The organism is Streptomyces parvus, assembly GCF_032121415.1.
Classification (GTDB): domain Bacteria; phylum Actinomycetota; class Actinomycetes; order Streptomycetales; family Streptomycetaceae; genus Streptomyces; species Streptomyces globisporus_A.
The window spans coordinates 4,370,498-4,395,292 of record NZ_CP135079.1; the positions used below are offsets into that span (position 1 = coordinate 4,370,498).

Here is a 24,795-nt window from a genome sequence, read left to right on the forward strand (position 1 = left end):
CCGACCGGTGAACCTCGCCTTCGTCGAGAGCCCGGTCCAGCTCCTGAACGTCCTGGAGTGGGTTCACACCCAGGGGGGAGACGACCCGACCGCCACCACGGTCGTCGTCCTCCCCCCGGTCGACCCGATGTCGCGCGGTCAGCTGCGCCGGATGGCGGAGCTGGCCCGCGACGAGGGCATCACGGTCCGCTGGCAGGAGGCGCGCGGCGAGTCCGGCGCCCCCCTGAAGGCCCTGCGCGCCCTGGCCGGTCTGGTCAGACGCGCGGACCACATAGTGATCGGCGACCCGTTCTCCCGCTACGTCCAGCTCCTGCTGACCCTGGTCCGCGCCGACCGCCTCACGGTGGTCGACGACGGCACGGCCACGATGGAGTTCGTCGCCCAGCTGGCCCGGGGCGAGCGCCTGACCCGGTGGCACCGCCGGGGCCGCACCGGACCGCGCGAACTGGTCCTGGCCCCGGTCACCGCCACCGCCCGCCGCCGCTTCACCCCGACGGCCGACCACACGGTCGACGTGTTCACCGCCATGCCGGTCGAGGCTCCGCCCGGCATCACGGTCACCCCGAACACCTTCGCCTGGACCCGGGCCCGCTTCGGTCCGCCCAGCATCGGCAAGGGCGCCGACCTCGTCGGCACCTCCCTGGTCGAGACGGGCGTCGTCGACCCCGTCCCGTACCAGGAGGCGGTGGCCTCCCTCGCCCGCACGCACGGCGCCACCCGCTACTTCGCCCACCGCCGCGAGTCCGCCGAGAAACTCCACGCCCTGGAAGCCGCCACCGGCCTGGAGATAGTCCGCCCGGACCTCCCCCTGGAACTGATCGCCCGCCGCGGCCCCGTCGGCCGCACGATCGTCAGCTTCCCCTCCACGGTCGTCCACACCCTCCCCCTGGCCCTGGCCGGCACGGGCGTGAACGTCGCGGTCTGCGACATCGCCCCGGAATGGCTCCGCGCCACGGCCTCCCCGCGCGCCCAGGGCTTCCTGAGCGGGGTCACGGAGACGGCGCGGGGGGTGCAGCGGCTGACCTCGACGGCCCACGCGTAGGGGCCCGCCCGGCGTGACCTCGGTATATCTGCTCCTGGCGGCAGGCGTCGCACCGTCGGCGCGCCCCGCCCCGAAAGGAAAACCGGTATACCCGCGACCACCCTCCGTCACACCTCCTCACCCGAACTTTGTTCGCCTGCACGGCTGAAATTTCCTAGATCCATGGCCAGTTGAGGGGTCAAGGGGCCTACGCTTCATAAGGTGAACCAGTTGAAGTCCCGCGCCTCCCGCCCCCACAACCCGGCCGGCCAGCCCGGGGGAGGTGCGCTGCCCGGCAGGCTCGGTGACGAACTCCGTGCCGAGCTGATCGCCTTCCGCCGGGATCTGCACATGCACCCCGAGCTCGGCAACCAGGAGTTCCGGACCACCGCCGCCATCAAGGACCGGCTGGAGAAGGCCGGGCTGAAGCCGCAGGTCCTCGCGGTGGGGACCGGGCTCATGTGCGACGTGGGGGAGTGGGACGGGGCCACGCCCATGCTGGCGTTGCGCGCGGACATCGACGCGCTGCCGATCCCGGACACCAAGGCCGGCGTGCCCTACCGGTCCACCGTGCCCGACCGGGCGCACGCCTGCGGCCACGACGTGCACACCACCACCGTCCTCGGCGCCGGCCTCGTGCTCGCCGATCTCGACCGGCAGGGGCTGCTGCCCAACGCCGTGCGGCTGATCTTCCAGCCCGCCGAGGAGGTCCTGCCCGGCGGCGCGGTCGACGCGATCGAGTCCGGGGTGCTGGAGGGCGTCGGCCGGATCATCGGCGTCCACTGCGACCCGAAGGTGGACGTCGGGCGGATCGGGCTGCGGATCGGGGCCATCACCTCGGCCTGCGACCGGCTGGAGATCACGCTCGACGGGCCCGGCGGCCACACCGCCCGCCCCCACCTCACCACCGACCTGGTCACCGCCGCCGCCCGGATCGCCGTCGACGTGCCCGCGCTGCTCGGCCGCCGGGTCGACGCCCGCGCCGGGCTCGCGCTGACCTGGGGCCGCCTGGAGACCGGGCACGCCCCCAACGTCATCCCGCAGCACGCCGAACTGTCCGGCACGGTCCGCTGCCTGAACCTGGACGCCTGGCGCGAGGCACCCGACCTGGTGCACGCCGCCGTCGACGAGGTGGCCGGAATGCATCGGGCCAAGACCGTCATCAACTACGTGCGCGGCGTGCCGCCCGTGGTGAACGACGCCGAGTCCATCGGCCTGCTGGACGCCGCGATGACCGAGCGCCGCGGATCGTATGCGATCGAGGACACCGAGCAGAGCCTCGGCGGCGAGGACTTCTCCTGGTATCTGGAGCAGGTGCCCGGCGCGATGGCCCGCCTCGGCGTCCGGACCCCGGGCGACACGCGCGGGCTCGACCTGCACCGCGGCAACTTCGACGTGGACGAAGAGGCCATCACCGTAGGGGTCGAGCTGTTCACGGCCGCCGCCCTGCTCGACGGCGGCCGTTCGTGAAGCGTTGACGCGGTCTTCGTAGGCCGTTCGTGGACTCCTGTGCCGCCTTGTGGGTGGCTTCTGTTCGCGACGATCCGATAACGGCTTCCGTACGTGCTCTTATCTGACATCTACGCGCGTTACGATCGCGGCGAAACCAGCGCCGGAAGAGGCGCTTCGGTCAGGTTTGAAGGAGCCTCCCCTTGCGCCGGATCACCAGGATCACCACCGTGGGCGTCGCGTCCGCGGCGCTCGCTCTCAGCGTCACCGCGTGTGGCGGAAACTCGTCGGACGCCGGTTCCGGCTCCGACGGCGACAAGGCCGCCATCGCGTACGACATCGGCGGCCGCGGCGACCAGTCGTTCAACGACGCCGCCTACGCGGGCCTCTCCAAGGCGGAGAAGGAGCTCGACGTCCAGGGCAGCGAGGCCGAGCCCTCCGACGGTGAGGGAGACGCGGACAAGGTCCAGCGCCTCACCGAGCTGGCCCGCTCCGGCAACAACCCGGTGATCGGCGTCGGCTTCGCCTACGCGCCCGCCATCAAGAAGGTCGCGCCGAAGTTCCCGAAGACCACCTTCGGCATCATCGACGACGCCTCGGTGACCGGCGAGAACATCGCCAACATCGTCTTCAACGAGGAGCAGGGCTCCTACCTCGCCGGCGTCGCCGCCGCCAAGGTGACCAAGTCCAAGACGGTCGGCTTCATCGGCGGTGTCGAGACCCCGCTGATCAAGAAGTTCGAGGCGGGCTTCGTCCAGGGCGTGAAGGACACCGACGCCTCGGTCAACGTGCTTCCGCAGTACCTGACGCAGCCGCCGGACTTCGGTGGCTTCTCCAAGCCCGACCTCGGCAAGGCCGCCGCGCAGGGCCAGCTCGACAAGAAGGCCGACGTGATCTACTCGGCCGCCGGTCTGGCCGGTTCCGGTGCCATCGAGGCCGTCTCCAAGGCGGGCAAGTGGAACATCGGCGTCGACTCCGACCAGTACAAGCAGAAGGGCCTCGCGGCCTACAAGGAGTCCATCCTGACGTCGGTCACCAAGGACGTCGAGGACTCCGTGTTCAACCTGATCAAGTCGGTCCAGGACGGCAAGCCGGAGACCGGTGAGATCCGCTACGGCCTGGACAAGGACGGCGTCGGCCTGTCGATGTCCAACCCGGCTTTCACGGACATGAAGGACGTCATCGCCGCCGTGGACAAGGCCAAGCAGGAGATCATCGACGGCAAGATCACCGTCAAGACCGCTCCGTAAGGCCGGATGCCGACGGCCCCTCCCGGGCCGTGGGCCCCGGCTGGCTTCCCCGGCCCTGTCCGTACGCCGCGCGGCTCCCGCCGCCGGTGACGGGCAGGGCCGCGGGCCAGCCGCCCGAGCCGTACAAGGGCTTCGGCGAAGACCGTACAGAGGCTTCCCCGAAGACCCGCGGCCCCCGCAGTCCGCAGTACGACCGAAGAAGATCCGCCTCTCGCAGTGCTCTCCCGCCCGGTCCGGACCCCGCGTCCGGGCCGCGACGTGCACCCGTGTTTCACGATTCGGCAGCGCTACGCGTGTAGACAGCCCTCCGGCGCGATAACTTCACCCCCGCCCCCCAGGGCCCCCGAGCCCCCCCAGCCCCTCCGCCCCCGCTCCTGTCCGGCCAAGGAGAGTGCGTCATCAACGCGTCCAGCAGCCCCCCTGCCGTAGAACTGCACGGCATCACCAAGCGCTTCCCCGGCGTCGTCGCCAACCACGACATCGACATCACCATCGGCAAGGGCACGGTCCACGCGCTCGTCGGTGAGAACGGCGCCGGCAAGTCCACCCTGATGAAGATCCTCTACGGCATGCAGAAGCCGGACGAGGGCACCATCGCGATCGACGGCGAGCAGGTCTCGTTCTCCAACCCGGGTGACGCCATCGAGCGCGGCATCGGCATGGTGCACCAGCACTTCATGCTCGCCGACAACTTCACCGTCCTGGAGAACGTCGTCCTCGGCGGCGAGAAGCTGTACGGCATCGGCTCCGGCGCCCGGAAGAAGATCAAGGAGATCTCCGACGCGTACGGCCTGGGCATCCGGCCCGACGCGCTCGTGGAGGACCTCGGGGTCGCCGACCGGCAGCGCGTGGAGATCCTCAAGGTGCTCTACCGGGGCGCCCGCATCCTCATCCTGGACGAGCCGACCGCGGTCCTCGTGCCGCAGGAGGTCGACGCGCTCTTCGCCAACCTGCGCGAGCTCAAGGCCGAGGGCCTGACCGTCATCTTCATCTCGCACAAGCTCGGCGAGGTGCTCTCGGTCGCCGACGACATCACCGTCATCCGCCGCGGTACGACCGTGGGCACCGCCGACCCGGCCTCCACCACGACCAAGCAGCTGGCCGAGCTGATGGTCGGCAGCGAGCTGCCCTCGCCGGAGACCCGCGAGTCCACCGTCACCGACGTACCGATGCTGCGGGTCCAGGACCTCAAGCTCACCGTCACCGACCCCGACGGCACCGTCCGCGACGTGCTCGCCGGCATCGACTTCACCATCCACCAGGGCGAGGTCCTGGGGATCGCGGGCGTCGAGGGCAACGGCCAGACCGAACTCATCGAGGCCCTCATGGGCATGCGGGACCCGGACGCCGGGGTCATCACCCTCGGCTCCGACGACATCTCGCACGCCCCGACCCGCAAGCGGCGCGAGTCCGGCATCGGCTACATCCCCGAGGACCGCCACCGCCACGGCGTCCTGCTGGACGCCCCGCTGTGGGAGAACCGCATCCTCGGCCACGTCACCGAGAAGCCCAACAGCCGCGGCTGGCTGCTGGACAACAAGGCGGCCCGTACCGACACCGAGCGCATCGTGCGCGAGTACGACGTCCGCACCCCGGGCATCGACGTCACCGCGGCGTCCCTCTCCGGCGGCAACCAGCAGAAGCTGATCGTCGGCCGCGAGATGAGCCACGCGCCCAAGTTCCTGATCGCCGCCCACCCCACCCGCGGTGTGGACGTCGGCGCGCAGGCCCAGATCTGGGACCAGATCCGCGAGGCCCGCCGCGAAGGGCTCGCCGTGCTGCTGATCTCGGCCGACCTGGACGAGCTGATCGGGCTCTCCGACACCCTGCGCGTCATGTACCGCGGCCGGCTGGTCGCGGACGCCGACCCGGCCACCATCACCCCGGAGGAACTGGGCTCGGCCATGACCGGCGCCGCCACCGGTCACCTCGAAGGCTCGGAGGACGAGGCCCGATGAAGAAATTCGACAAGGACCGGCTGATCCTGGGCTTCGCCGGCCCGGTGCTCGCCCTGGTCGTCGCCCTCGCGCTGACGACCGTGGTGCTGCTCGCCTCCGGGCAGAACCCCTTCGAGCCGTACCGGATCATGTTCGACTCGGCCTCCTACGCCGACGTCCAGGTCCTGATCATCAACCAGGCCGGTACGTACTACCTCGCCGCGCTCGCGGTGGCCATCGGCTTCCGGATGAACCTCTTCAACATCGGGGTCGACGGGCAGTACCGCCTCGCCGCGATGATGGCCGCGCTGGTCGGCGCGAGCGTCGACCTGCCGGGGCCGCTGCACATCGCGCTGATCGTGATCGTCGCGATGCTCGTCGGCGCGTTCTGGTCCGGTATCGCGGGCTTCCTGAAGACCACCCGCGGGGTGAGCGAGGTCGTCTCGACGATCATGCTCAACTCGATCGCCACCGCGCTCGTCGCCTGGATGATCCTGCCGAAGAACTTCGGTGAGCAGCCCGCCGGTTCCAACAACCTGACCACCGGTGAGATCCCGGAGTCCGGCTGGTTCCCGGGGCTGCCGATGGCGGACGGGGCCGGGGAGATCTACGGCTTCACCTTCGTCGCCGCGGGTTGCGGCGTCCTCTACTGGTTCGCCCTCAACCGCACCCGGTTCGGCTTCGACCTGCGCGCCACCGGCGCCAGTGAGAGCGCCGCCCAGGCCTCCGGTGTGGACGCCAAGAAGATGGTCCTCACCTCGATGCTGATCTCCGGTGCGGTCGCGGGCCTCGCCGGTATGCCGACCCTGCTCGGCGACACGCACACCTACAGCCTCGACTTCCCCACGGGCATCGGCTTCACCGGCATCACCATCGCGCTGCTGGGCCGGAACAACCCGCTCGGCATCGCCCTCAGCGCCCTGTTGATCGCGTTCCTGGACAAGTCCTCGGCCTCGCTCGACCAGTACGGGTACGAGAAGGAGATCGCCACGATCATGCAGGGCCTGATCGTGATCTCGGTCGTCGTCTCCTACGAGCTGGTCCGCCGTTACGGCATTCGCCGCCAGCAGCAGAAGGTCGGCGAGGAACTCGCCGCCGGACACGCCCTCACGACCGAGAAGGAGGCGGCCCTGTGAGCACCAGCAAAACCACCGCCGCACGCCCCGCCCCCCAGAAGGGCAACGGCCGCCGCAAGCTCACCCTGCCCGTTGTCCTGCTGATCGTCGCGGGCGGTCTCGCCCTGATCTCGCTGGTCCGCCTGATCAGCGGCGCCGAGGACATCACCTCGGTCGGCCAGGTCGCCGGTGCGCTGGAACTCGCCGTGCCGATCGGCCTCGCCGGACTCGGCGGTCTGTGGGCCGAGCGCGCGGGCGTCGTCAACATCGGCCTCGAAGGCATGATGATCCTCGGCACCTGGTTCGGGGCCTGGGCCGGGTTCCAGTGGGGCCCGTGGACGGGCGTCCTCTTCGGCGTTCTCGGCGGTTGCCTCGGCGGTCTGCTGCACGCGGTCATCACCGTCACCTTCGGCGTGAACCACATCGTCTCCGGTGTGGCCATCAACATCCTCGCCGTGGGCGTCACCCGCTACCTCTCCAACTTCGCCTTCGACGGCGTCCAGGGCGGCTCCTCGAAGCAGTCCCCGCGCATCGACCCGATCGACAAGATCACCGTTCCGGGGCTCTCGGACTGGCTCGCGGACCTCCAGCAGCACCACTGGTTCCTGATCTCCGACATCGCGGGCATCGTGGGCGGTCTGATCACCGGCCTGTCCCTGCTCACCGTCGTCGCCCTGCTGCTGATCCCCGCCACCTGGTGGATCCTGTGGCGCACCCCGTTCGGGCTGCGGCTGCGCTCCTGCGGCGAGTCCCCGGTGGCCGCCGAGACCCTCGGCGTCAACGTGTACAAGTACAAGTACATCGCCGTCACGGTCTCCGGCGGTCTGGCGGGGCTCGGCGGCGCGTTCCTCGCGATCGTCGCGACCGGCATCTACCAGGAGGGCCAGACCGGCGGCCGCGGCTACATCGGTCTCGCGGCGATGATCTTCGGCAACTGGATGCCGGGCGGTATGGCGCTGGGTGCGGGCCTCTTCGGCTTCACCGACAGCCTCAAGCTGCGTGGCGGCGCCGAGAACGTCCACGCGATGCTGCTCCTGTTGGCGATCCTGCTGGTCATCGCGGTGTTCTGGCAGCTGTACCGGAAGAAGTACGTCGCCGCGGCGATTTCGGCGACCGTCTCGGCGCTGCTGTTCACCTGGTACTTCCTGACCGATCAGGTGCCGAGCCAGTTCGTCGACGCCGCCCCGTACGTCACCACGCTGCTGGTCCTCGCGCTCTCCGCGCAACGCCTGCGGATGCCCAAGGCGGACGGCGTGCCGTACCGCAAGGGCGAGGGCAAGTGACACCCCCGCCCGCCCCGGCCTTCGGCGAGGCCGACTGGGACGCCCTGCGGGAGGCCGCCCGGGACGCCATGTCCCGGGCGTACGCCCCCTACTCGGGCTTCCCGGTCGGTGTCGCCGCCCGGGTGGACGACGGCCGCACCATCACCGGCTGCAACGTCGAGAACGCCAGCTACGGCCTCTCGCTCTGCGCCGAGTGCGGTCTGGTCTCCACGCTCCAGGCCACCGGTGGCGGCCGGCTGACCCACTTCACCTGTGTGGACGGCGCCGGGGCGATCCTGGTGCCGTGCGGCCGGTGCCGACAGCTCCTGTACGAGTTCGGCGGCCCGGAGCTCCTCCTGGAGACCCCGGACGGCCTCCGTACGCTCGACGAGATGCTGCCGCAGTCGTTCGGCCCGCAGCACCTCGGCTGAACCCCGCAACTCCCGGCGGTGGCCCTTCCTTCCCGGAAGGGCCACCGCTCTTTCCCCTCTCTATGCGCGTAGAGTCAGTTGGGACTCTTGCGCACCCGGCCGGAAGGATTCCCATGGACGCCATCTCCGTCATCCGCACCAAGCGGGACCGAGGCGAGCTGACCCCCGAGCAGATCGACTGGGTCATCGACGCCTACACCCGCGGCGAGGTCGCCGACGAGCAGATGTCCGCCCTCGCCATGGCGATCCTGCTCAACGGCATGAACCGCACCGAGATCGCCCGCTGGACCGCCGCGATGATCGCGTCCGGCGAGCGGATGAGCTTCGACGCGCTCTCCCGCCCCACCACCGACAAGCACTCCACCGGCGGCGTCGGCGACAAGATCACCCTGCCGCTCGCCCCGCTGGTCGCCGCCTGCGGCGCGGCCGTTCCGCAGCTCAGCGGCCGGGGCCTCGGGCACACCGGCGGCACCCTGGACAAGCTGGAGTCCATCCCCGGCTGGCGGGCCCACCTCTCCAACGAGGAGATGCGACACGTCCTCGACACCACCGGCGCGGTCATCTGCGCCGCCGGTGACGGCCTCGCCCCCGCCGACAAGAAGCTGTACGCGCTGCGCGACGTCACCGGCACCGTCGAGGCGATCCCGCTGATCGCCAGCTCGATCATGTCGAAGAAGATCGCCGAGGGCACCGGCGCGCTCGTCCTGGACGTCAAGGCCGGCTCCGGCGCCTTCATGAAGACCATCGAGGACGCCCGCGAACTGGCCTCCACCATGGTCGCACTCGGCACCGACAGCGGGGTGCGCACGGTCGCCCTGCTCACCGACATGTCGACCCCGCTCGGCCTCACCGCGGGCAACGCCCTGGAGGTCCGCGAGTCCGTCGAGGTCCTCGCCGGCGGCGGCCCGCAGGACGTCGTCGACCTCACCCTCGCCCTCGCCCGCGAGATGCTGGACGCGGCGGGCCTCAAGGACGCCGACCCCGAGAAGGCCCTCGCCGACGGCTCCGCGATGGACGTCTGGCGCCGCATGATCTCCGCCCAGGGCGGCGACCCGGACGCCACCCTCCCGACCGCCCGCGAACAGCACGTGGTCACCGCCCCCGCCTCCGGCGTCCTCACCCGCCTGGACGCCTACGACGTCGGCGTCGCCGCCTGGCGCCTCGGCGCGGGCCGCGCCCGCAAGGAGGACCCGGTGCAGGCGGGCGCGGGCGTCGAACTCCACGCCAAGCCCGGCGACACGGTCACCGAGGGCCAGCCCCTGATGACGCTGCACACCGACACCCCGGAGAAGTTCGACTACGCGCTGAAGGCACTGCCTCAGTCGTACGACATCGCCCCGGCCGGCACGTCGTTCTCGCCGCTGCCGGTGGTGCGGGAACGTATCGCCTGACCTGCGGTTTCCGCCTAAGGGTGAACGGGACCGGCGGACTGCCGCCGGTCCCGTTCGGCATGCTGGACTCGCCACCGCCACCCCCGCCCCCACCGGGCCGGGCAACACCGTCCCCGCCGAAGAAGCCCGCCTCGTCGTCGAGATCACCTCGCGCGCCCACGGCCAACCACGACCGCCTGACACGCGGACGGCCCGCCGCACGGATCGGATCCGTGCGGCGGGCCGCCGTCGTGCGCGGGGTGAACTACCGGCGAGGGCCCGTTACTTGCCCAGGTACGCGCTGTAGATCTTCACCGACGAGGTGTTGCCCTTCTTGTCGACGACCTTGGCGGCGAAGGAGATCGCCTTGTTCTTGGCCGGGTTCTTGACGGTGATCTTCCCCTTCTTCACCGTGACCTTCTTCCAGGTCTTGCCGCCGTTGTAACTGACGTACGTCTTCAGCGACTTCAAGTTCTTGCCCGCGGCCGAACCGTGCACCTTCACCGGCACCGGGACGGTCTTGCCCGCCTCGGCCCGGCCGTCGGCGCCGATGGCCGGGATGAACCGGACCGTGGAGACCGGGACCATCGTGAACTCGGTCTTCTTCGAGCTGAACGTCCAGGACGCGTCCACCCGGGTGGAGAGCGGGCTGATCTTCGCGCTGTGCTTGACCGAGGTCGACAGCTTGTAGGCCGCGGAACCGGCCGGGACCTTGAAGGGCTCGCCGCCGCTCAGCGGGTCGTTGTTCTGGCCGACCTTCTTGCCGTTGCGGTACAGGACGGTCTTGGCCGAAGAGTGCTCGATGCCGCCCGCGTTGCCCGCGCCGTCCGCCAGCAGCGGGAGGATGCCGAAGATCTCGTTGCCCTCACGGGCCACGCCGAAGTCCTTGCTCACCAGCGGGCCGAACACCCCGGTGTTCACCGACCTGCCGTAGGACTTGCCCGCCTTGAACGTGGCTTCGTCGCTGATCTGGTATCCGGCCTCGTACGTCGGGAAGCCGTCCTCGTCGACGGGGCCCAGCTGGCTGAACTCCAGGCCCCAGCTCACCTTGTCGGAGGTGGAGAGGTACAGCGTTCGGGTGCCGGGCAGCTTCTGCTCGACCGACGTGGACCAGCCGCCGCCGGAGGTGGGCAGGAAGCCCACGGCGGAGACCGAACCCTTCTTCTTCGGTGCGGCCGCGCCCATGGCGATCTTCACCTTGGCCAGCTGGCCGGCGGTGAACTTCCGGTCGTAGCCGGTGGCCAGCTTCTTGACCGGGCCGCCGACCGCGATGTCGTACTCGGTCGACGCGCCCGCCGTCCAGGTGCCCGACCAGTGCTGGGAGAGCGACCCGTCGGTGATCTGCGGACCCACGTGCAGCGTGCGGAAGCCCGCCGTCGAGTCCATCACCCAGCCGAAGGTGACCATGTCGGCCTTCGTCCTCACCGTGTAGTCCGGCGAGAACAGCTCGGCGTTCGTCTTGGCGGCCGGAAGCGTGACCTTCCACGGCTTCGCCTTGCGGGCGTCGAACGTCAGCGAGGTGTTCTTGGTGATCGCGAGCTTCGGCTGGGAGATCCAGTCGACTCCCTTGGCGAAGTCCGTCGGGTGGCCGTACACCGACGAGCTGACCGAGTACGTACCCTTCGGCACCCGGACCTTCGCCGTGCCGTTCACGACCTGCGGGCTCAGGAACGAACCGCCGGTCTGGTCGCCGAAGCCGTAGAGCGTGTTCTCCGCGTAGGCCGCCGGCAGGCCCTTCCGGTCCAGGTGCTTGACCGTCAGGTCGTAGCTCTCGACCTCCCGCTCGACGGCGGCCGCCGTGCGCACGGTCTGCCCGCCGCCCGTCGCCTCCACATACGCGGAGTAGGCGCCGTCCGCCGTGCCGCCGATCCGGGTGTCGGCGGTCAGCGTCGCCTCCGCGGTGCCGCCCGCGGGGACGGTCACCTTGTCCGCGCCCAGGGTGAAGAAGCCCGCCGGGGCCGGCTTGCCCGTGGGGCCCGTGCCGGTCACCTTCAGATCGAGGGTGACATCGGTCGTACCGAGGTTGCGGTACGTCACCTTCTTGCCGACCGGGACGTCATCGGTGTGCGGCCACTGCTGCACGCCGAAGCTCACCGAGACCGGCTCCGCGACGACGCTCTGGCCGATCGCGCGGTCCACCTGGATCCGGCCGGAGCCCTGCTGGAACGGGTTGTACGCCCCGGGCTTCGTGGACGCGGTCAGCGCGCCCTTCAGCTCGGAGTACTTCCAGTCGGGGTGCTGCTGCTTGAGCAGCGCGGCCGCGCCCGCGACATGCGGGGTGGCCATCGACGTACCCGAGATGGTGGCGTAGCCGGCGGGCTTCTCGCCCACCTCCCGGGCGATCAGCGAACCGGGCGGGATCGCCGCCGTGGTGTCCACGCCGGGGGCCGTCACATCCGGTTTGATCGCACCGTCGCCGATTCGCGGACCGCGGCTGGAGAAGTCCGCCAGCAGGTCCTTGTCGTCGACCGCGCCCACGGTCAGCGCGGCGTCCGCGCTGCCCGGTGAGCCGACCGTGCCCGCGCCGTCGCCCTCGTTGCCCGCGGCGATGGCGAACAGGACGCCCTTCTCGGCCGACAGCTTGTCGACCGCCGCCTCCAGCGGGTCCACCTCGGGGCTGTCGGGCCCGCCGAGGCTCAGGTTGACGATGTCGGCGCCCTGGGCGACCGCCCACTCCATACCGGCCAGGATGCCGGAGTCCTCGCCGTAGCCCTCGTCGTCCAGCACCTTGCCCGAGAGCAGCTTGGCGTCCGGGGCCACGCCCTTGAGCGTGCCGCCCGACTTCGCACCGGTGCCCGCGGCGATCGAGGCGACATGCGTCCCGTGGCCGACCCGGTCCTTCGTGTCCTTCGCGGCGCTGAAGTTCTTCTCCGCGAGGATCTGGCCCTTGAGGTCCGGGTGGGTGGAGTCCGTCCCGGTGTCCAGGACCGCGATCGTGACGCCCTTGCCGGTGAACCCTGCCTTCCAGGCCGCAGGCACGCCGATCTGCGGGACGCTCTTGTCGAGGCTCGCCTTCCGCACGCCGTCCAGCCAGACCCGGTCGATGCCGGCGGCGGTGGTCACCCGGTCGCCCCCGGCGCGACGCTCGGTGAGCGCCTTCCAAATCTCCGGCGCGTCGGTCGTCGGCGTCGTCACCGACTCGGCGTTCAGCGACGTCAGGCTCCGGCCGACCTCGGTGGAGCCCGCGTCGCGGACCTGCGCCTTCGCGGCCGCGGCCTGCTTGCCCCGGTAGCCGACGATCAGCTTCAGACCGTCCCGCTGGGCCCGGAGGTTCTCCGGACGGCTCAGCTCGGTGACGTCGAACAGCCGCCGGTCGAGCTTGCCGGAGACGATCAGCCGGTGGGCGTCGGCCGGAAGGACGAGGGTGTGCCCCTTGTCGCTCATCCGCTGGACCGGGATGTGCTCCCGGCCCTTCGCGGGCCGGAAGGCGACCGGCTTGCCCTCGGCGTCCACGGTGACCCGGTCGCCGGTGACCAGGGTCAGCTGACGCGTCTCCCGGTCCTGGTCCTGCGCCCGGGTGCCGGCCGGCCCCTTCGGGGCCGGCTGGGCGACGGCGGGGCTGACCATTCCCGCCGCCAGCGCCACTGCGGCCGCCGTGGCGACCGCGGATATGCACGCGTTTCTCACGTGTCTGCGCAACTCTCCCCCTGGAGAACTCGATGGTTCCTCAACCCGTCGGCCCGCAGATACGCAGAAAGGACGGCTGCGGCCGTCGGTTCACCCAGCTAGAGGGGACACCGGGGAGACGGGTTCACAGGAGGGACACAAGAGGTCGTGAGTTGACGCGAAAAGGCTCCTCCGCGGCGCAAAGGCACTCCGGGGCCGATGATTTTCGCCCGCCGGTCCGGTCTGCCTGGTGTGGATGCCGAAAATCCGATCCCCCTGACCGTGACCGGCCGGGTCAGCCGTGCCGCCGTCCCCGACCTCTGCGCGGAGCTGGAGCGCGCCCTCGCCGGTCCCCGCGGCGCCGCCCTCACCCCGGGTGCGGCGGTGGACTGCGATGTGGGCGGGGTGATCCGGCCGGATCTGACCGCCGTCGAAGCGGTGGCCCGGCTGGGGCTGGTCGCCCGCCGGGCCGGGCACACCCTGCGGCTGCGCCGCGTGCCCCCCGAACTCCGGGCGCTGCTGGACCTGGTGGGGCTGGCCGATGTGGTGGCCCTGGAGGAGGGCCCGGAGGAACGCGTGCCGGGGCCGTCCTGAGGTGTGCGTACGCGGGCGGGTAGGTGCGAGCCGCACCTACCCGCCTACGAGAACGGCCTAGCTGTATTGACCCGCAGGGTTGTTGACACGGGTGATGGGTGGGTGGCCGCCGAGTGCGGTGTGGCTGCGGTGGTGGTTGTAGGTGTGGAGGAAGTCTGCCAGGGCATGGGTGCGTTCGGTGTTGGTGGTGTAGGGCCGTTGGTAGGCCCATTCGTCGGCGAGGGTGCGGTTGAAGCGTTCGACTTTGCCGTTGGTCTGGGGCCGGTAAGGGCGGGTGAGTTTGCCGGTCGCGCCGATGTCGGCCAGGGCTTGCTTCCAGACCAGGCCCTTGCGGTAGGCCCACGCGTTGTCCGTCAGAACGCGCTCGATCCGGGTGATGCCCAGGTCGGCGAAGAACGCGGCGGCCCGGGTCAGGAAGGCTGCGCAGGTCGCGACTTTCTCGTCGGGGTGGATCTCGCTGTAGGCGAGGCGGGAGTGGTCGTCGAGGGCGGAGTGGATGTAGTCGAAGCCGACGTTGCTGCGGGTGGCGCGGCCGGCCTGGCGGCCCAGGGTCCTGTGGCCGCCGCCGTCGGGGATCCGGCCGAGCTTCTTCACGTCGACGTGGATCAGCTCGCCGGGTCGCTCACGTTCGTAGCGGCGGATCACGATGCCGGTCGGGCGGTCGAGCCAGGCCAGCCGGTTGAGCCGGTGGCGGGTGAGGACACGGTGCACGGTCGAGGCGGGCAGTCCAAGGATCGGGCCGATCCGCGCAGGTCCGAGCTTTCGGGTTCGCCGCAGATCGCAGACGCGATCTTCCACGGCGGCCGGTGTCCGGTGCGGTGTCCTGCAGGGCCTGCTGGACCGGTCGACAAGACCCGCGTCGCCCTCGCTCTTCCAGCGGCGGACCCATTTGTGAGCCGTGGGCCTCGATATGCCCATCTCGGCAGCCACATGCGCGACCGGACGGCCCGCCAGGACACGTGCGACCAGGATCCGCCTGCCGTGAACGGTCAGGCGGGCATTACGGTGTGACACGAAGACCTCCGTGTGCGATGCGGCGTAGACACCCCCACCACACCGGAGGTCTTCATCATGATCAAGACCTGCCCAGCGTTAACAACGCTCGTGGTCAATACACCTAGCCCCTACGCGTCCGCCGGGAGCCGATCCGGCAGACCGAACAGCGGGAACCAGCGCGGGACGTCCAGGAAGCAGTGCATCCCGCTGATCGCCCCGTCCTGGACATCGATGACCTGGACCGCCCACGGCACGAACCCGGACCCGTCCTCGGCGGGCTTGTAATGCGCGAAGGCGGGGGACCCGTTGGCCGAGACGGGCACCAGCTTGGAGCCCGCGCAGGCCGCGCCGATGGAGGTCATGAAGCCCGTGATGTCCCCGGTGCCCTGGAGCCACAGGTCGAACGGCGGCATCGTCATCACGGCGTCCTCGTGGAGCAGCGCCGTCAGGGCGGCCACGTCATACCCCTCGAACGCCTTCACATAGCGCTCCAGGAGCTTCTGCTGCTCCTCGTCGAGCGGGTCCGCCGCATCGCCCGCCCGGCCCTCCGTCTCGGTCAGCGTGGCGCGGGCCCGCTGGAGGGCGCTGTTGACCGAGGCCACGGAGGTCTCCAGCAGCTCGGCGACCTCGGCCGCCTTCCAGGCGAGCACCTCGCGCAGGATCAGCACGGCCCGCTGCTTCGGCGGCAGGTGCTGGAGGGCGGCGACGAACGCCAGGCGCACCGACTCGCGCGCCACGGCCGCCTCCGCCGGATCCTGGACCGACGGCAGGATCCGGCCGTCGGGCATCGGCTCCAGCCAGACGTTCTCCGGTCGGGGGCTCAGCGTGGCCCGGGCGAGTGGGGTCGGGCCGGTCAGATCGACCGGGCGGGCCCGCTTGTTGCCCGCGTTCAGCATATTCAGGCAGACGTTGGTGGCGATCCGGTAGAGCCAGGAGCGCAGCGAGGAGCGGCCCTCGAACTTGTCGAAGTTGCGCCAGGCCCGGACCAGGGTGTCCTGCACCGCGTCCTCGGCCTCGAAGGCGGACCCGAGCATCCGGTAGCAGTACCCCGTCAGCTCGACCCGGTGCCCTTCCAGGCAGCTGTCGATCCCGGCCGCATCCGGCTTATCGGCCGCCGCTCCCATGGCCGTCGTCGTGGTCAGATCGCTCATCGCTCCACCCCTGTCGCGCGCCCTCGCGCTGTGGCACCCGTCACCCGGTACGTCGGAAGCTACCGCAGGCCACTGACAGCCGGGCGCAGGACGAACAAGGGGGGTACCGGAGGCCGTGGCTTTGGCCACGATCCGTCCGGCACCCCTCGGGACACGCCCAGCGCCTCGCTCAGGTCCCGGGCTTGCGCCCGTACACGTACACGTCGTCGCCGTTCTTCAGCAGTTTCCAGTATGCCTTCGCGTCGGCGGGCCGCATGTTGACGCACCCGCCGGAGCCCGGCGGGTTGTACATGGACTTGGTGACCGAGTGGAACGCCTGGCCGCCGTCGAAGAACTGGGAGTACGGCATCCAGACCTTGTAGATGGTCGACCAGTGCTTGATGTTGCGCCAGTAGATCTTCTTGGCCCCGGTCCGGGTCTCCGCGCCGTCCCGCCCGGTCCGCACCGGCACCGGACCGTACTTCAGCTTCTTGCCGTCCTGGATCCAGCTCAGCTGCCGGGTCAGGTCGACACAGGCGATGCGCCCCTTGTTGGTGGGGCACTTCCCCGCCTTGTTGGGGTTCTTCCCGGCCGCCTTCTGGGCGAGCATCGTGTTCATCGTGCGCCAGGTCAGCGGACCGGCGTAGCCGATGGTGGGGGTGATCCCGTGGGCCTTCTGGAACTTCTGGATCGCCTTGCAGTCGGCCGTCGACTGCTTGCCGTCCACGGGCCGCTTGAGGAACTTCTCGACCTGCTTCTGGTGGGGCCCCACCGATTTCGTGCAGGACGCCGCGTGGGCGGCGGTGCCGCTGCCCAGGACCAGGGCCGGAGCGGCCACCAGTCCGGCGACGGACAACGCCACCCCCCGTCGCAGCCGTCTGCCGGATGTCTTCGCCATGTCTCCCATGCGGCAACTCCCCTTCGCCCACAGTGGTTTTGTGGTTACGCCTGGTAGACGTACGAAGGGGAGCGGTGGTTGCGCGCCGACAGGTCTCGGTTGCGTCCCGAAAACCGGTGGAGCGGCCGACCGGAAGGCCGTAGGTTCGCCTGGTTCAAGATCCGCGCGTTCACGACGAGGTGTTTTCGATGACGGTCCGAGCAGTGGCGGGCGACTCCGCCCGGCAGCCCTCCGTAGAAGCCGTGACCTCATCGAACGCAAGGAACACCTCTCGTGGATCTGCCCCGCATCTTCACCCTGCGCGAAAGTAGCCACCGCATCCACAACCCCTTCACCCCGGGCAAGCTCGCCGCCCTGGGCCGCGCGCTGCGTCTGCCGCCCGGAACCCGTGCGCTCGACCTCGCGAGCGGGTCGGGCGAGATGCTGTGCACCTGGGCCCGGGACCACGGCGTCACCGGGACCGGGGTGGACATCAGCACCGTGTTCACCGGGAGGGCCCGCGCCCGCGCCGCCGAACTCGGCGTCGCGGACCGGGTCTCCTTCGTGCACGGCGACGCCTCCGGCTTCGTCGCGGACGAGCCGGTCGGACTCGCCGCGTGCGTCGGCGCCACCTGGATCGGAGGGGGCGTGGCCGGCACCGTCGAACTGCTGGGCAGGAGCCTTCGCCCGGGCGGTCTGATGCTGATCGGTGAGCCGTACTGGCTCCGCGAAGTACCGGACCAGGAGACCGCCGAAGGCTGCCACGCCCGCGGCAAGGACGACTTCCGGCTCCTGCCGGGGCTGATCGAGCGGTTCGGGGATCTCGGGTACGACGTCGTGGAGATGGTGCTGGCCGACCAGGACAGCTGGGACCGTTACCAGGCGGCGCAGTGGCTCAACCTCCGCCGCTGGCTCGACGCGCATCCCGGTGACGGGATGGCCGCCGAGGTGCGGGCCGAACTCACCACCGGTCCCGCCCGCTACGCGCGGTACCAGCGTGAGTACCTCGGCTGGGGAGTCTTCGCGCTGATGGCCCGCTGACGGCCGAAGCGGTACGGGCCCGGGCGGCGCCTGCCGCCCGGGCTCATGTGCTCAGCGGGTCGCCGGAACCAGCGCCCGCCGCTCCGCCCGCGCCACCCGGGTCCCGTACAGGGTGATCGAGACGACGCCGAGGACCGCCAGCACGCCCAGCGCCACCGTCGCCGTCCAGCCCCCGGCGTGGAAGGCGACCGCGCCCAGCGTGCCGCCCGCGCTGGAGCCCAGGTAGTACGCCGACTGGTAGAGCGCCGACGCCTGCGCCCGGCCCTCCGTCGCGGTCCGGCTCACCGAGGACGAGGCGACCGCGTGCCCGGCGAAGAAGCCGGCCGTGATCAGCACCAGGCCCAGCAGCACGGCGGCCAGCTGGTCCGCGAGCGACAGCAGCAGCCCGGCGGCGGTCGTGGAGACTGCCAGGTAGAGCGCGCCGCGGCGTCCGAGACGGGCCACCAGACGTCCGGCGGCGGCCGAGGAGACCGTACCGACCAGGTAGACGAGGAAGATCGAGCCGATGACGCCCTGCGGCAGGCTGAACGGCTCCTCGACCAGCCGGTAGCCGATCACCGTGTACACCGCGCCGAACACCGTCATGAACAGGGCGCCGATCGCGTACAGCCGGACCAGTAGCGGGTTGCCCAGGTGGGTGGCGACGGTCTTCGCCAGGGCCTTCGGGTTCAGCGAACCGGGGCGGAAGTTCTTCGCCTCGGGGATGAGGAAGTGGAAGGCGACGGCGCACACCAGCGCGAGCAGCCCGACCGCCGCGAGCGCGGCACGCCAGCCCCAGGCCTGGGTCACCCAGCCGGTGAGGATGCGGCCGCTCATCCCGCCGATGCTGTTGCCCGCCACGAACAGCCCGATCGCGGCGATCAGCGCCTTGGGCCGCACCTCCTCCGCGAGATACGCCATCGCGGAGGCCGGAAGCCCGGCCAGCGCCGCACCCTGGACGGCGCGCAGGGCGATCAGGGCGCCCATCGACGGGGCGAACGGCACCAGCAGCCCGACCAGCACCGCGATCGCCAGCGACGCGGTCATCATCTGCCGCCGCCCGAACCGCTCCGAGAGAGCGCTCAGCGGCAGCACGAACAGGGCCAGCGCCCCGGTCGCCGCCGAGACGGTCCAGCTCGCCTGTCCGGCGGTGGCGTCGAACGACGCGGAGACGGCGGGCAGCAGGGCCTGGGTGGAGTAGAGGAGGGCGAACGCCGCGACACCGGCGGCGAAGAGGGCGAAGCTCATCCGGCGGTAGCCGGGGCGGCCGGGCTCCAGGCGCTCACGGGTGGAGGCCGGCGCGGCGGTGGTGGTGACGGGGGACGACGGGGCAGAGGCACCCACCACGACGGTGGATGCCCCGGTATCGGCGGGAGGCATACGTCGAAAGTAGACCCGCAGGTTTCATGCGTCCAATGCACGAAACTGCCATAATCAATCCCATGGTGCATGAACGCAGCTCAGGGCCTCGGCTGTCACCAAGCAGTTACGAAGAAGACATCCGGGCCGTGCTCGCGCCCCGCCTGGCGTACTTCGAGGCGGTCGCCCGGCACGAGCATGTGACCCGCGCCGCACACGAGCTGGGCGTCCCGCAGTCCACGCTCTCGCGGGCCATGGTCCGGCTCGAAGCGGACCTGGGCGTCGCCCTGTTCGCCCGCAAGGGCCGCACCGTCTCCCTCACCCCGGCGGGCCGCACCTTCCTCGGCTCGGCCGAACGCGCGCTGGCCGAGGTGGAGAAGGCGGCCGACTCGGTCCGGGCGGACGCCGACCCGACAGCGGGCCGGGTCTCCTTCGGATTCCTGCACACGATGGGCTCCGAGACCGTGCCGGCCCTGATCCGCGCCTTCCGGGTCGACCACCCCAGGGTCCGCTTCCAACTCGTGCAGAACTACGGCGAGGCGATGATCGAACGACTCCGCGCGGGCGGCCTCGACCTCTGCCTGACCTCACCCGTGCCCGACGCCCCCGACCTCGTCACACGCCGCCTCGACGAACAGCGGCTGCGCCTGGTGGTCCCCGAAGACCACCGCCTCGCCTCCCGCCGCCGGATCCGCCTCGCGGAGGCCGCCGACGAGACGTTCGTGACGCTGGAGCCGGGTTACGGGCTGCGCCGGATCACCGACGACCTCTGCGCCCAGGCGGGCTTCACCCCGCGCGTCGCCTTCGAGGGCGAGGAGGCGGAGACCCTGCGCGGGCTGGTCGCCGCCGGGCTCGGGGTGGCGCTGCTGCCGCCGCCCGCCGTCGCCCGCCCCGGGGTCGTGGAGCTGACGGTGACGGCCCCCCGCGCGGCCCGCGAGATCGGCGTCGCGTGGCTGGACGGGCACCCCGACACCCCGCCGGTCGCCGCCTTCAAACGCTTCCTGCTCTCGCGGCGGGGCAACCTGCTGCCGGACTGAGGGGAACAGGCGAGCGAGAATGGCGCGGTGAACCGTCCCGCCTCTCCCCGGCCGCATCCGCAGCCGTCCGGGCTCCCGAGCCTGAAGGGCGTCATCTTCACGTCCGTCGTCGGCTCGGTGCTGGTGCTCGTCGCCGCCGTCCTGTTCGCGCTGCTGCCCGGGGCGCTCTCCGAAGCCCGCGACTTCCGGGCCGCGCGGCCGTGCTCCGAGGTCTCCGCGCCCGAGAACGGGGACTGCCTCTCCGAGTGGCCCGGCACCGTCGTCTCCAAGGAGACCGGCCGGAACAACAAGGCCGTCACCTACTGGGTCACGGTCGATCTCGGCCCCGAGGAACCGTCGTTCCGCATACGGATGCGGGGCGACGGTCCGGTGTGGAGGGAACTCGCGCCCGGCGACCGGGTCACCGCCTTCGCCTGGCGCGACCTGGTGTGGCAGCTGGGCAGCGGTGAACTGCGCCAGGACACCACCGGTGCGCCGGACCGCGAGCCGGCCGTCCGGCTCGCGGTGGGGCTCGCCCTGTTGATCGTCGGCAGCGTCTTCCTGCGGGGCGCGGGGTGGCTGCACCGCCGCCGCGCCGTCCGCGCCACGGACACCCCCACGGCGCAGGTCCTCGTGGTGACGGCGGCGACCCTGCTGGCATCCGGCATCGCCGTCACCGCCGCCACCGCCACGGACGCCCTCTGGCTCGTCCTCCTGGTCGCCGCCGCCGGATGCGCGGCCGTACGGACGGCCACGGCACTGCTGCTGCGGGGCCTCGCGCGGCGGCGGACGGCCTGACACCGGCCCAGGCGCGGCGCCCGCCTCAGTGCCGCAGCGACCGCCCGAACCCGGCGGCCAGCGGCATTCGCAGCCCCAGCGGCGGCGGTGCGGCGAGCGCGTCCGCGACCGGGCGGGCGTAGGACCGGGCGAAGAGCGAGCCGCGGACGAAGTCGACGGCCAGCGCCACCACTTCGGACCGGTGCTGGCGCAACGCGTGTCCGTCGGAGTGGACTTCGAAGCGGCAGGTGTCCCGGTTGGCCTTCTTCGCCCGCTCGGCCAGCCGGTAGGACAGCTCCGGGTCGGTGCGCTCGTCGTTGGTGCCGTGCACGATCAGCACCCGCCGCCCCATCAACTGCTTCACCGGCTCCGGTTCGGCCGCCGTCCGCTCCGGCAGCCACGGCGCCATCGCCAGGACGGAGGTGACCGCAGCGTGCCCGGCGGCCCGCAACGACGCCCGTCCGCCCATCCCGTGGCCGACCAGGCAGACCGGAACGTCGCCGTAGAGCCGCTGGACCTCGTCGGCCGCCCACGCGGCGTCCTCGGCGGGATGCGCGTCGTCCTCGTTCCAGCCCCGCCAGCGGTAGCGCAGCACGTGCACCGCGAGCCCGTCGCCCTCCCCGGCCCGGGCCAGGGCGCGGGCGAACGGCAGCTGTACCGCGTACGACAGGGGGGAGGGACGGCGGCGCGAGTCGGCCTCGCCGTCCGGGAGCAGCAGAACCACGCCGCTGACCTCGTCGGTTGCTCCGGCCGTCCGAACGGCCCGTCCCAGCCTGGCTGCGGGCAGGGGGAGTGCGCGCTGTCCCATGACAGAACAGTCTCAGAAGAGCAGGTGTACTCCACCCGACTTTCCGGTCACTGTTGCGCATCGACAACCGGCGCTCTACGCGCGTAGGCGCTAGAGTGCGAAGATGACGAGCCAGACCCCGAACGTCCCTGATTCCGACCAGATCCGGCGCGCCCCCAAGGTGCTGCTCCACGACCACCTCGACGGCGGCCTGCGGCCGGGCACCATCGTCGAGCTGGCCCGCGCGCAGGGTTACGACTCCCTCCCCGAGACCGAGCCCGACAAGCTCGGCATCTGGTTCCTCGAGGCCGCCGACTCCGGCTCGCTGCCGCGGTATCTGGAGACCTTCGCCCACACCTGCGCCGTCATGCAGACCCGTGACGCGCTGTTCCGGGTGGCCGCCGAGTGCGCCGAGGACCTCGCCGAGGACGGCGTCGTCTACGCCGAGATCCGCTACGCCCCCGAGCAGCACCTGGAGGGCGGCCTGACCCTCGAAGAGGTCGTCGAGGCCGTCAACGCGGGCTTCCGCGAGGGCGAGCGCATCGCCCGCGCCAACGGCCACCGCATCCGCGTCGGCGCCCTCCTCACCGCGATGCGGCACGCCGCCCGCGCCCTGGAGATCGCCGAACTGGCCAACAGCTACCGCGACCAGGGCGTCGTCGGCTTCGACATCGCGGGCGCCGAGGCCGGCTTCCCGCCCACCCGTCACCTCGACGCGTTCGAGTACCTCAAGCGCGAGAACAACCACTTCACGATCCACGCGGGCGAGGCCTTCGGCCTGCCGTCGATCTGGCAGGCCCTTCAGTGGTGCGGCGCCGACCGGCTCGGCCACGGGGTGCGGATCATCGACGACATCGAGGTCGCCGAGGACGGTTCGGTCTCCCTCGGCCGCCTCGCCTCCTACGTACGGGACAAGCGCATCCCGCTGGAGATGTGCCCGACCTCCAACCTCCAGACCGGTGCCGCCGACTCGTACGCCGAGCACCCGATCGGGCTGCTGCGCAAGCTGCACTTCCGCGTCACGGTGAACACGGACAACCGGTTGATGAGCGGGACCAGCATGAGCCAGGAATTCGAACAGCTGACCGAGACCTTCGGATACACGCTCGACGACATGCAGTGGTTCACCGTCAATGCGATGAAATCAGCTTTCATTCCTTTCGACGAACGTCTCGCGATGATCAGTGAGGTCATCAAGCCCGGATATGCCGAGCTGAAGTCGGAGTGGCTTTTCCGTCAGACCGCTGTGACCAGCAGTTCTGTAGTCTCCGGAACCTGAGGGCCGCATCGGGTGAAAGGGTCGGTAAGCAGTTCCCCGGCCCTTTTTCCGCGTGTCGGGATGTTTGCGGATCGGGCGACGGGCTGGCTAGTTTGCAGAGCCGCTCACATCCCCTTCCCCAAGGATGAATTCTCCATGAAGAAGTCTGCCAAGACTCTCGGTGTCGCCGCTCTCGGCGCCGCTTTCGCCGCTGCCGCCGCCGGCAGCGCCTCCGCCGCTCCCGCGCTTCCGCTGGACGCCGCGGCCGGGGCGCTCCCCGTCTCGACGATGGCGCTGGACACCGTCGCGCAGTCGGTCCAGAACGCGCCGGTCCAGGACACCGTCGACAAGGTCCTCGGCGGCCAGGCCACCGACGCGGCCGCCCCGGTCACCGGCCTGCTCGGCGGACTGCCCACCCAGGGCCTCACCGCCAACGGGATCCCGCTCGGCGGCTGATCCGCACCCGCGCGCCCGGAGATCCGGCGCGCACCCGCACATGCCGGTGGGGCGCACACCCAGGTCCAGGGTGTGCGCCCCACGGCGCGTTCTCGTCAATCTTCTCGGTCCCCGTGGTCCGGCGCGTCACCAGGCCGTCGCGGAGGAGGCGGACTTCTCCGAGGGCAGCAGCGCCCACAGCGCCAGGTAGAGCAGGAACTGCGGGCCGGGCAGCAGGCAGGACACGACGAAGATCACGCGCATCGTGCTCGCCGACGTACCGAAGCGCCGGGCGAGGCCCGCGCACACTCCGCCGATCATGCGGCCTTCGCGGGGGCGGACAAGTGCGGCCATGGTGGGCTCCTTCGCGAACCGTAGCGGGAGGAGCAGCTTTCTCTGCTCCCTGATGTATCCATGGTGCCGCCGCGAAGGGGGACAAAGCATCGCTCTACGGGGCGACGCCGACCCCGGTAATCGTCGGGGTCGATCCCTGAGGGGCCTCGTCCCTGAGTCGGGTCTCGTGGCGGTGGTGGGGCAGGTCCCGCACCCCCGGCAGGCCCCGGCGGCGCAGCCGCGCCCGGCAGCCCGGCACGACCAGCAGATGGGCCAGGGCCACCCCGGTGGTGTTCAGCAGCAGTGAGTCGATGTCGACGACCTGCCCCGGCACCCCGGTCTGCCCCAGCTCGATGGCCAGTGAGATCAGCGCCCCGGCGGCGACCGTACGCAGCAGCGAGACCCAGGGGGAGACGAAGATCCGGCCCCCGGCCATCGGCAGCAGCGCCCCGAGCGGGGCCAGGAGCAGCAGCGCCCCGCCGATCCGGCGGGCCGCCTCGGCCGGTCCCAGCGCGAGGTCCGCCCTGATCCCGGCGAGCGGCTCGAAATTCGCCGCCGTGATCCAGGGGACGTCCAGCGGGCGCAGCGTCAGCCACCCGACGAACAGGAGGTGTGCGATCAGGAGAGTGACGCCCGCCGCGCGGAAGTGGATGACGGTCTGGCCGTCCGAACTGTGACGCACGCCCACCAAGACGCCACGACCGGCAGGATCGGTTCCGTACGGTCGAGGCCGGCTGCGTACGGCCGGCCCGGCCCGGCCTCCCGCTCTTCC

The 24,795-nt window shown here is 71.0% G+C and carries 22 protein-coding genes; 14 read left to right on the plus strand and 8 right to left on the minus strand.

All coding sequences use genetic code 11. The features are described 5' to 3' along the window. The first annotated feature begins 7 nt into the window (after positions 1–7). The 8 genes from RNL97_RS20860 (at position 8) to RNL97_RS20895 (ending at position 9,856) form a co-directional block, all read left to right on the plus strand. Complete coding sequence (locus RNL97_RS20860) at positions 8–1,042, plus strand: hypothetical protein (protein ID WP_030576012.1); 1,035 nt, start codon at positions 8–10, stop codon at positions 1,040–1,042. 210 nt (positions 1,043–1,252) lie between these two features. After that, positions 1,253–2,491, plus strand: a complete 1,239-nt coding sequence (locus tag RNL97_RS20865; RefSeq protein ID WP_030576019.1) for an amidohydrolase — start codon at positions 1,253–1,255, stop codon at positions 2,489–2,491. A 182-nt stretch (positions 2,492–2,673) separates the two neighbouring features. Continuing rightward, positions 2,674–3,720, plus strand: a complete 1,047-nt coding sequence (locus tag RNL97_RS20870) for a BMP family lipoprotein (protein ID WP_030576022.1) — start codon at positions 2,674–2,676, stop codon at positions 3,718–3,720. Positions 3,721–4,094: 374 nt separating this feature from the next. Further along, positions 4,095–5,678: an ABC transporter ATP-binding protein gene (locus RNL97_RS20875; protein ID WP_050499922.1), complete on the plus strand. Its 1,584-nt coding sequence runs from the start codon at positions 4,095–4,097 to the stop codon at positions 5,676–5,678. After that, the gene (locus RNL97_RS20880; RefSeq protein ID WP_030576028.1) at positions 5,675–6,793 is read left to right on the plus strand and encodes an ABC transporter permease; all 1,119 of its coding nucleotides are present in this window, start codon (positions 5,675–5,677) and stop codon (positions 6,791–6,793) included. The genes RNL97_RS20875 and RNL97_RS20880 overlap by 4 nt, the downstream gene beginning before the upstream one ends. Next, positions 6,790–8,055 carry an ABC transporter permease gene (locus RNL97_RS20885; protein WP_313751047.1) on the plus strand — a complete coding sequence of 422 codons (1,266 nt, stop codon included), beginning with the start codon at positions 6,790–6,792 and terminating at the stop codon, positions 8,053–8,055. The genes RNL97_RS20880 and RNL97_RS20885 overlap by 4 nt, the downstream gene beginning before the upstream one ends. Then, positions 8,052–8,465: a cytidine deaminase gene (locus RNL97_RS20890; protein WP_030576035.1), complete on the plus strand. Its 414-nt coding sequence runs from the start codon at positions 8,052–8,054 to the stop codon at positions 8,463–8,465. The genes RNL97_RS20885 and RNL97_RS20890 overlap by 4 nt, the downstream gene beginning before the upstream one ends. A gap of 113 nt (positions 8,466–8,578) precedes the next feature. Beyond that, positions 8,579–9,856: a thymidine phosphorylase gene (locus tag RNL97_RS20895; protein ID WP_243314908.1), complete on the plus strand. Its 1,278-nt coding sequence runs from the start codon at positions 8,579–8,581 to the stop codon at positions 9,854–9,856. Positions 9,857–10,117: 261 nt separating this feature from the next. On the opposite strand, the gene RNL97_RS20900 is transcribed toward RNL97_RS20895, so the two are convergent. Beyond that, positions 10,118–13,402 (minus strand): S8 family peptidase, encoded by a 3,285-nt coding sequence (locus tag RNL97_RS20900; protein WP_243316387.1) that lies wholly within the window; start codon positions 13,400–13,402, stop codon positions 10,118–10,120. Between the two features lie 258 nt (positions 13,403–13,660). Here RNL97_RS20900 and RNL97_RS20905 point away from each other — a divergent pair, with 258 nt between their 5' ends. Next, positions 13,661–14,035, plus strand: coding sequence for an STAS domain-containing protein (locus RNL97_RS20905; protein ID WP_030576043.1), 375 nt, complete (start codon positions 13,661–13,663; stop codon positions 14,033–14,035). Positions 14,036–14,092: 57 nt separating this feature from the next. On the opposite strand, the gene RNL97_RS20910 is transcribed toward RNL97_RS20905, so the two are convergent. The 3 genes from RNL97_RS20910 to RNL97_RS20920 form a co-directional block, all read right to left on the minus strand. Beyond that, positions 14,093–15,049 (minus strand): IS481 family transposase, encoded by a 957-nt coding sequence (locus tag RNL97_RS20910; RefSeq protein ID WP_313751049.1) that lies wholly within the window; start codon positions 15,047–15,049, stop codon positions 14,093–14,095. A gap of 110 nt (positions 15,050–15,159) precedes the next feature. After that, a complete protein-coding gene (locus RNL97_RS20915) occupies positions 15,160–16,182 on the minus strand; it encodes a sigma-70 family RNA polymerase sigma factor (RefSeq protein WP_313751050.1) in 1,023 nt (340 codons plus the stop codon). A gap of 169 nt (positions 16,183–16,351) precedes the next feature. Continuing rightward, positions 16,352–17,068, minus strand: a complete 717-nt coding sequence (locus tag RNL97_RS20920; protein ID WP_030576047.1) for a L,D-transpeptidase family protein — start codon at positions 17,066–17,068, stop codon at positions 16,352–16,354. Between the two features lie 264 nt (positions 17,069–17,332). Here RNL97_RS20920 and RNL97_RS20925 point away from each other — a divergent pair, with 264 nt between their 5' ends. After that, entirely contained in the window at positions 17,333–18,079 is a 747-nt protein-coding gene (locus RNL97_RS20925; protein ID WP_313751051.1) for an SAM-dependent methyltransferase, read from the plus strand. A 51-nt stretch (positions 18,080–18,130) separates the two neighbouring features. On the opposite strand, the gene RNL97_RS20930 is transcribed toward RNL97_RS20925, so the two are convergent. Beyond that, positions 18,131–19,438 carry an MFS transporter gene (locus RNL97_RS20930; RefSeq protein ID WP_030576054.1) on the minus strand — a complete coding sequence of 436 codons (1,308 nt, stop codon included), beginning with the start codon at positions 19,436–19,438 and terminating at the stop codon, positions 18,131–18,133. A 62-nt stretch (positions 19,439–19,500) separates the two neighbouring features. On the opposite strand from RNL97_RS20930, the gene RNL97_RS20935 reads away from it, so the two are divergent. Both RNL97_RS20935 and RNL97_RS20940 read left to right on the plus strand, forming a co-directional pair. Next, positions 19,501–20,454 (plus strand): LysR family transcriptional regulator, encoded by a 954-nt coding sequence (locus RNL97_RS20935; RefSeq protein ID WP_030576057.1) that lies wholly within the window; start codon positions 19,501–19,503, stop codon positions 20,452–20,454. A gap of 27 nt (positions 20,455–20,481) precedes the next feature. Continuing rightward, positions 20,482–21,231: a hypothetical protein gene (locus RNL97_RS20940; protein WP_030576065.1), complete on the plus strand. Its 750-nt coding sequence runs from the start codon at positions 20,482–20,484 to the stop codon at positions 21,229–21,231. A 25-nt stretch (positions 21,232–21,256) separates the two neighbouring features. Here the strand turns inward: RNL97_RS20940 and RNL97_RS20945 are convergent, their stop codons facing one another. Beyond that, positions 21,257–22,018: an alpha/beta hydrolase family protein gene (locus RNL97_RS20945; protein WP_078651925.1), complete on the minus strand. Its 762-nt coding sequence runs from the start codon at positions 22,016–22,018 to the stop codon at positions 21,257–21,259. Between the two features lie 103 nt (positions 22,019–22,121). On the opposite strand from RNL97_RS20945, the gene RNL97_RS20950 reads away from it, so the two are divergent. Beyond that, complete coding sequence (locus RNL97_RS20950) at positions 22,122–23,276, plus strand: adenosine deaminase (protein ID WP_030576074.1); 1,155 nt, start codon at positions 22,122–22,124, stop codon at positions 23,274–23,276. 135 nt (positions 23,277–23,411) lie between these two features. Continuing rightward, the gene (locus RNL97_RS20955; RefSeq protein ID WP_030576077.1) at positions 23,412–23,711 is read left to right on the plus strand and encodes a hypothetical protein; all 300 of its coding nucleotides are present in this window, start codon (positions 23,412–23,414) and stop codon (positions 23,709–23,711) included. Positions 23,712–23,837: 126 nt separating this feature from the next. Here RNL97_RS20955 and RNL97_RS20960 read toward each other — a convergent pair whose 3' ends face one another. Next, the gene (locus tag RNL97_RS20960; protein ID WP_030576079.1) at positions 23,838–24,044 is read right to left on the minus strand and encodes a PspC domain-containing protein; all 207 of its coding nucleotides are present in this window, start codon (positions 24,042–24,044) and stop codon (positions 23,838–23,840) included. 94 nt (positions 24,045–24,138) lie between these two features. After that, the gene (locus RNL97_RS20965) at positions 24,139–24,711 is read right to left on the minus strand and encodes a VanZ family protein (protein ID WP_030576082.1); all 573 of its coding nucleotides are present in this window, start codon (positions 24,709–24,711) and stop codon (positions 24,139–24,141) included. Positions 24,712–24,795: the final 84 nt, after the last annotated feature.

Excerpts from the sequence above, each read along its gene's own strand:
- RNL97_RS20930 (WP_030576054.1), bottom strand. The coding sequence starts at position 19,438 with ATGCCTCCCGCCGATACCGGGGCATCCACCGTCGTGGTGGGTGCCTCT.
- RNL97_RS20900 (WP_243316387.1), bottom strand. The coding sequence starts at position 13,402 with ATGGTCAGCCCCGCCGTCGCCCAGCCGGCCCCGAAGGGGCCGGCCGGC.
- RNL97_RS20905 (WP_030576043.1), top strand. The coding sequence starts at position 13,661 with ATGATTTTCGCCCGCCGGTCCGGTCTGCCTGGTGTGGATGCCGAAAAT.
- RNL97_RS20945 (WP_078651925.1), bottom strand. The coding sequence starts at position 22,018 with ATGGGACAGCGCGCACTCCCCCTGCCCGCAGCCAGGCTGGGACGGGCC.
- RNL97_RS20955 (WP_030576077.1), top strand. The coding sequence starts at position 23,412 with ATGAAGAAGTCTGCCAAGACTCTCGGTGTCGCCGCTCTCGGCGCCGCT.
- RNL97_RS20895 (WP_243314908.1), top strand. The coding sequence starts at position 8,579 with ATGGACGCCATCTCCGTCATCCGCACCAAGCGGGACCGAGGCGAGCTG.
- RNL97_RS20880 (WP_030576028.1), top strand. The coding sequence starts at position 5,675 with ATGAAGAAATTCGACAAGGACCGGCTGATCCTGGGCTTCGCCGGCCCG.
- RNL97_RS20915 (WP_313751050.1), bottom strand. The coding sequence starts at position 16,182 with ATGAGCGATCTGACCACGACGACGGCCATGGGAGCGGCGGCCGATAAG.
- RNL97_RS20935 (WP_030576057.1), top strand. The coding sequence starts at position 19,501 with ATGGTGCATGAACGCAGCTCAGGGCCTCGGCTGTCACCAAGCAGTTAC.
- RNL97_RS20960 (WP_030576079.1), bottom strand. The coding sequence starts at position 24,044 with ATGGCCGCACTTGTCCGCCCCCGCGAAGGCCGCATGATCGGCGGAGTG.
- RNL97_RS20920 (WP_030576047.1), bottom strand. The coding sequence starts at position 17,068 with ATGGGAGACATGGCGAAGACATCCGGCAGACGGCTGCGACGGGGGGTG.
- RNL97_RS20950 (WP_030576074.1), top strand. The coding sequence starts at position 22,122 with ATGACGAGCCAGACCCCGAACGTCCCTGATTCCGACCAGATCCGGCGC.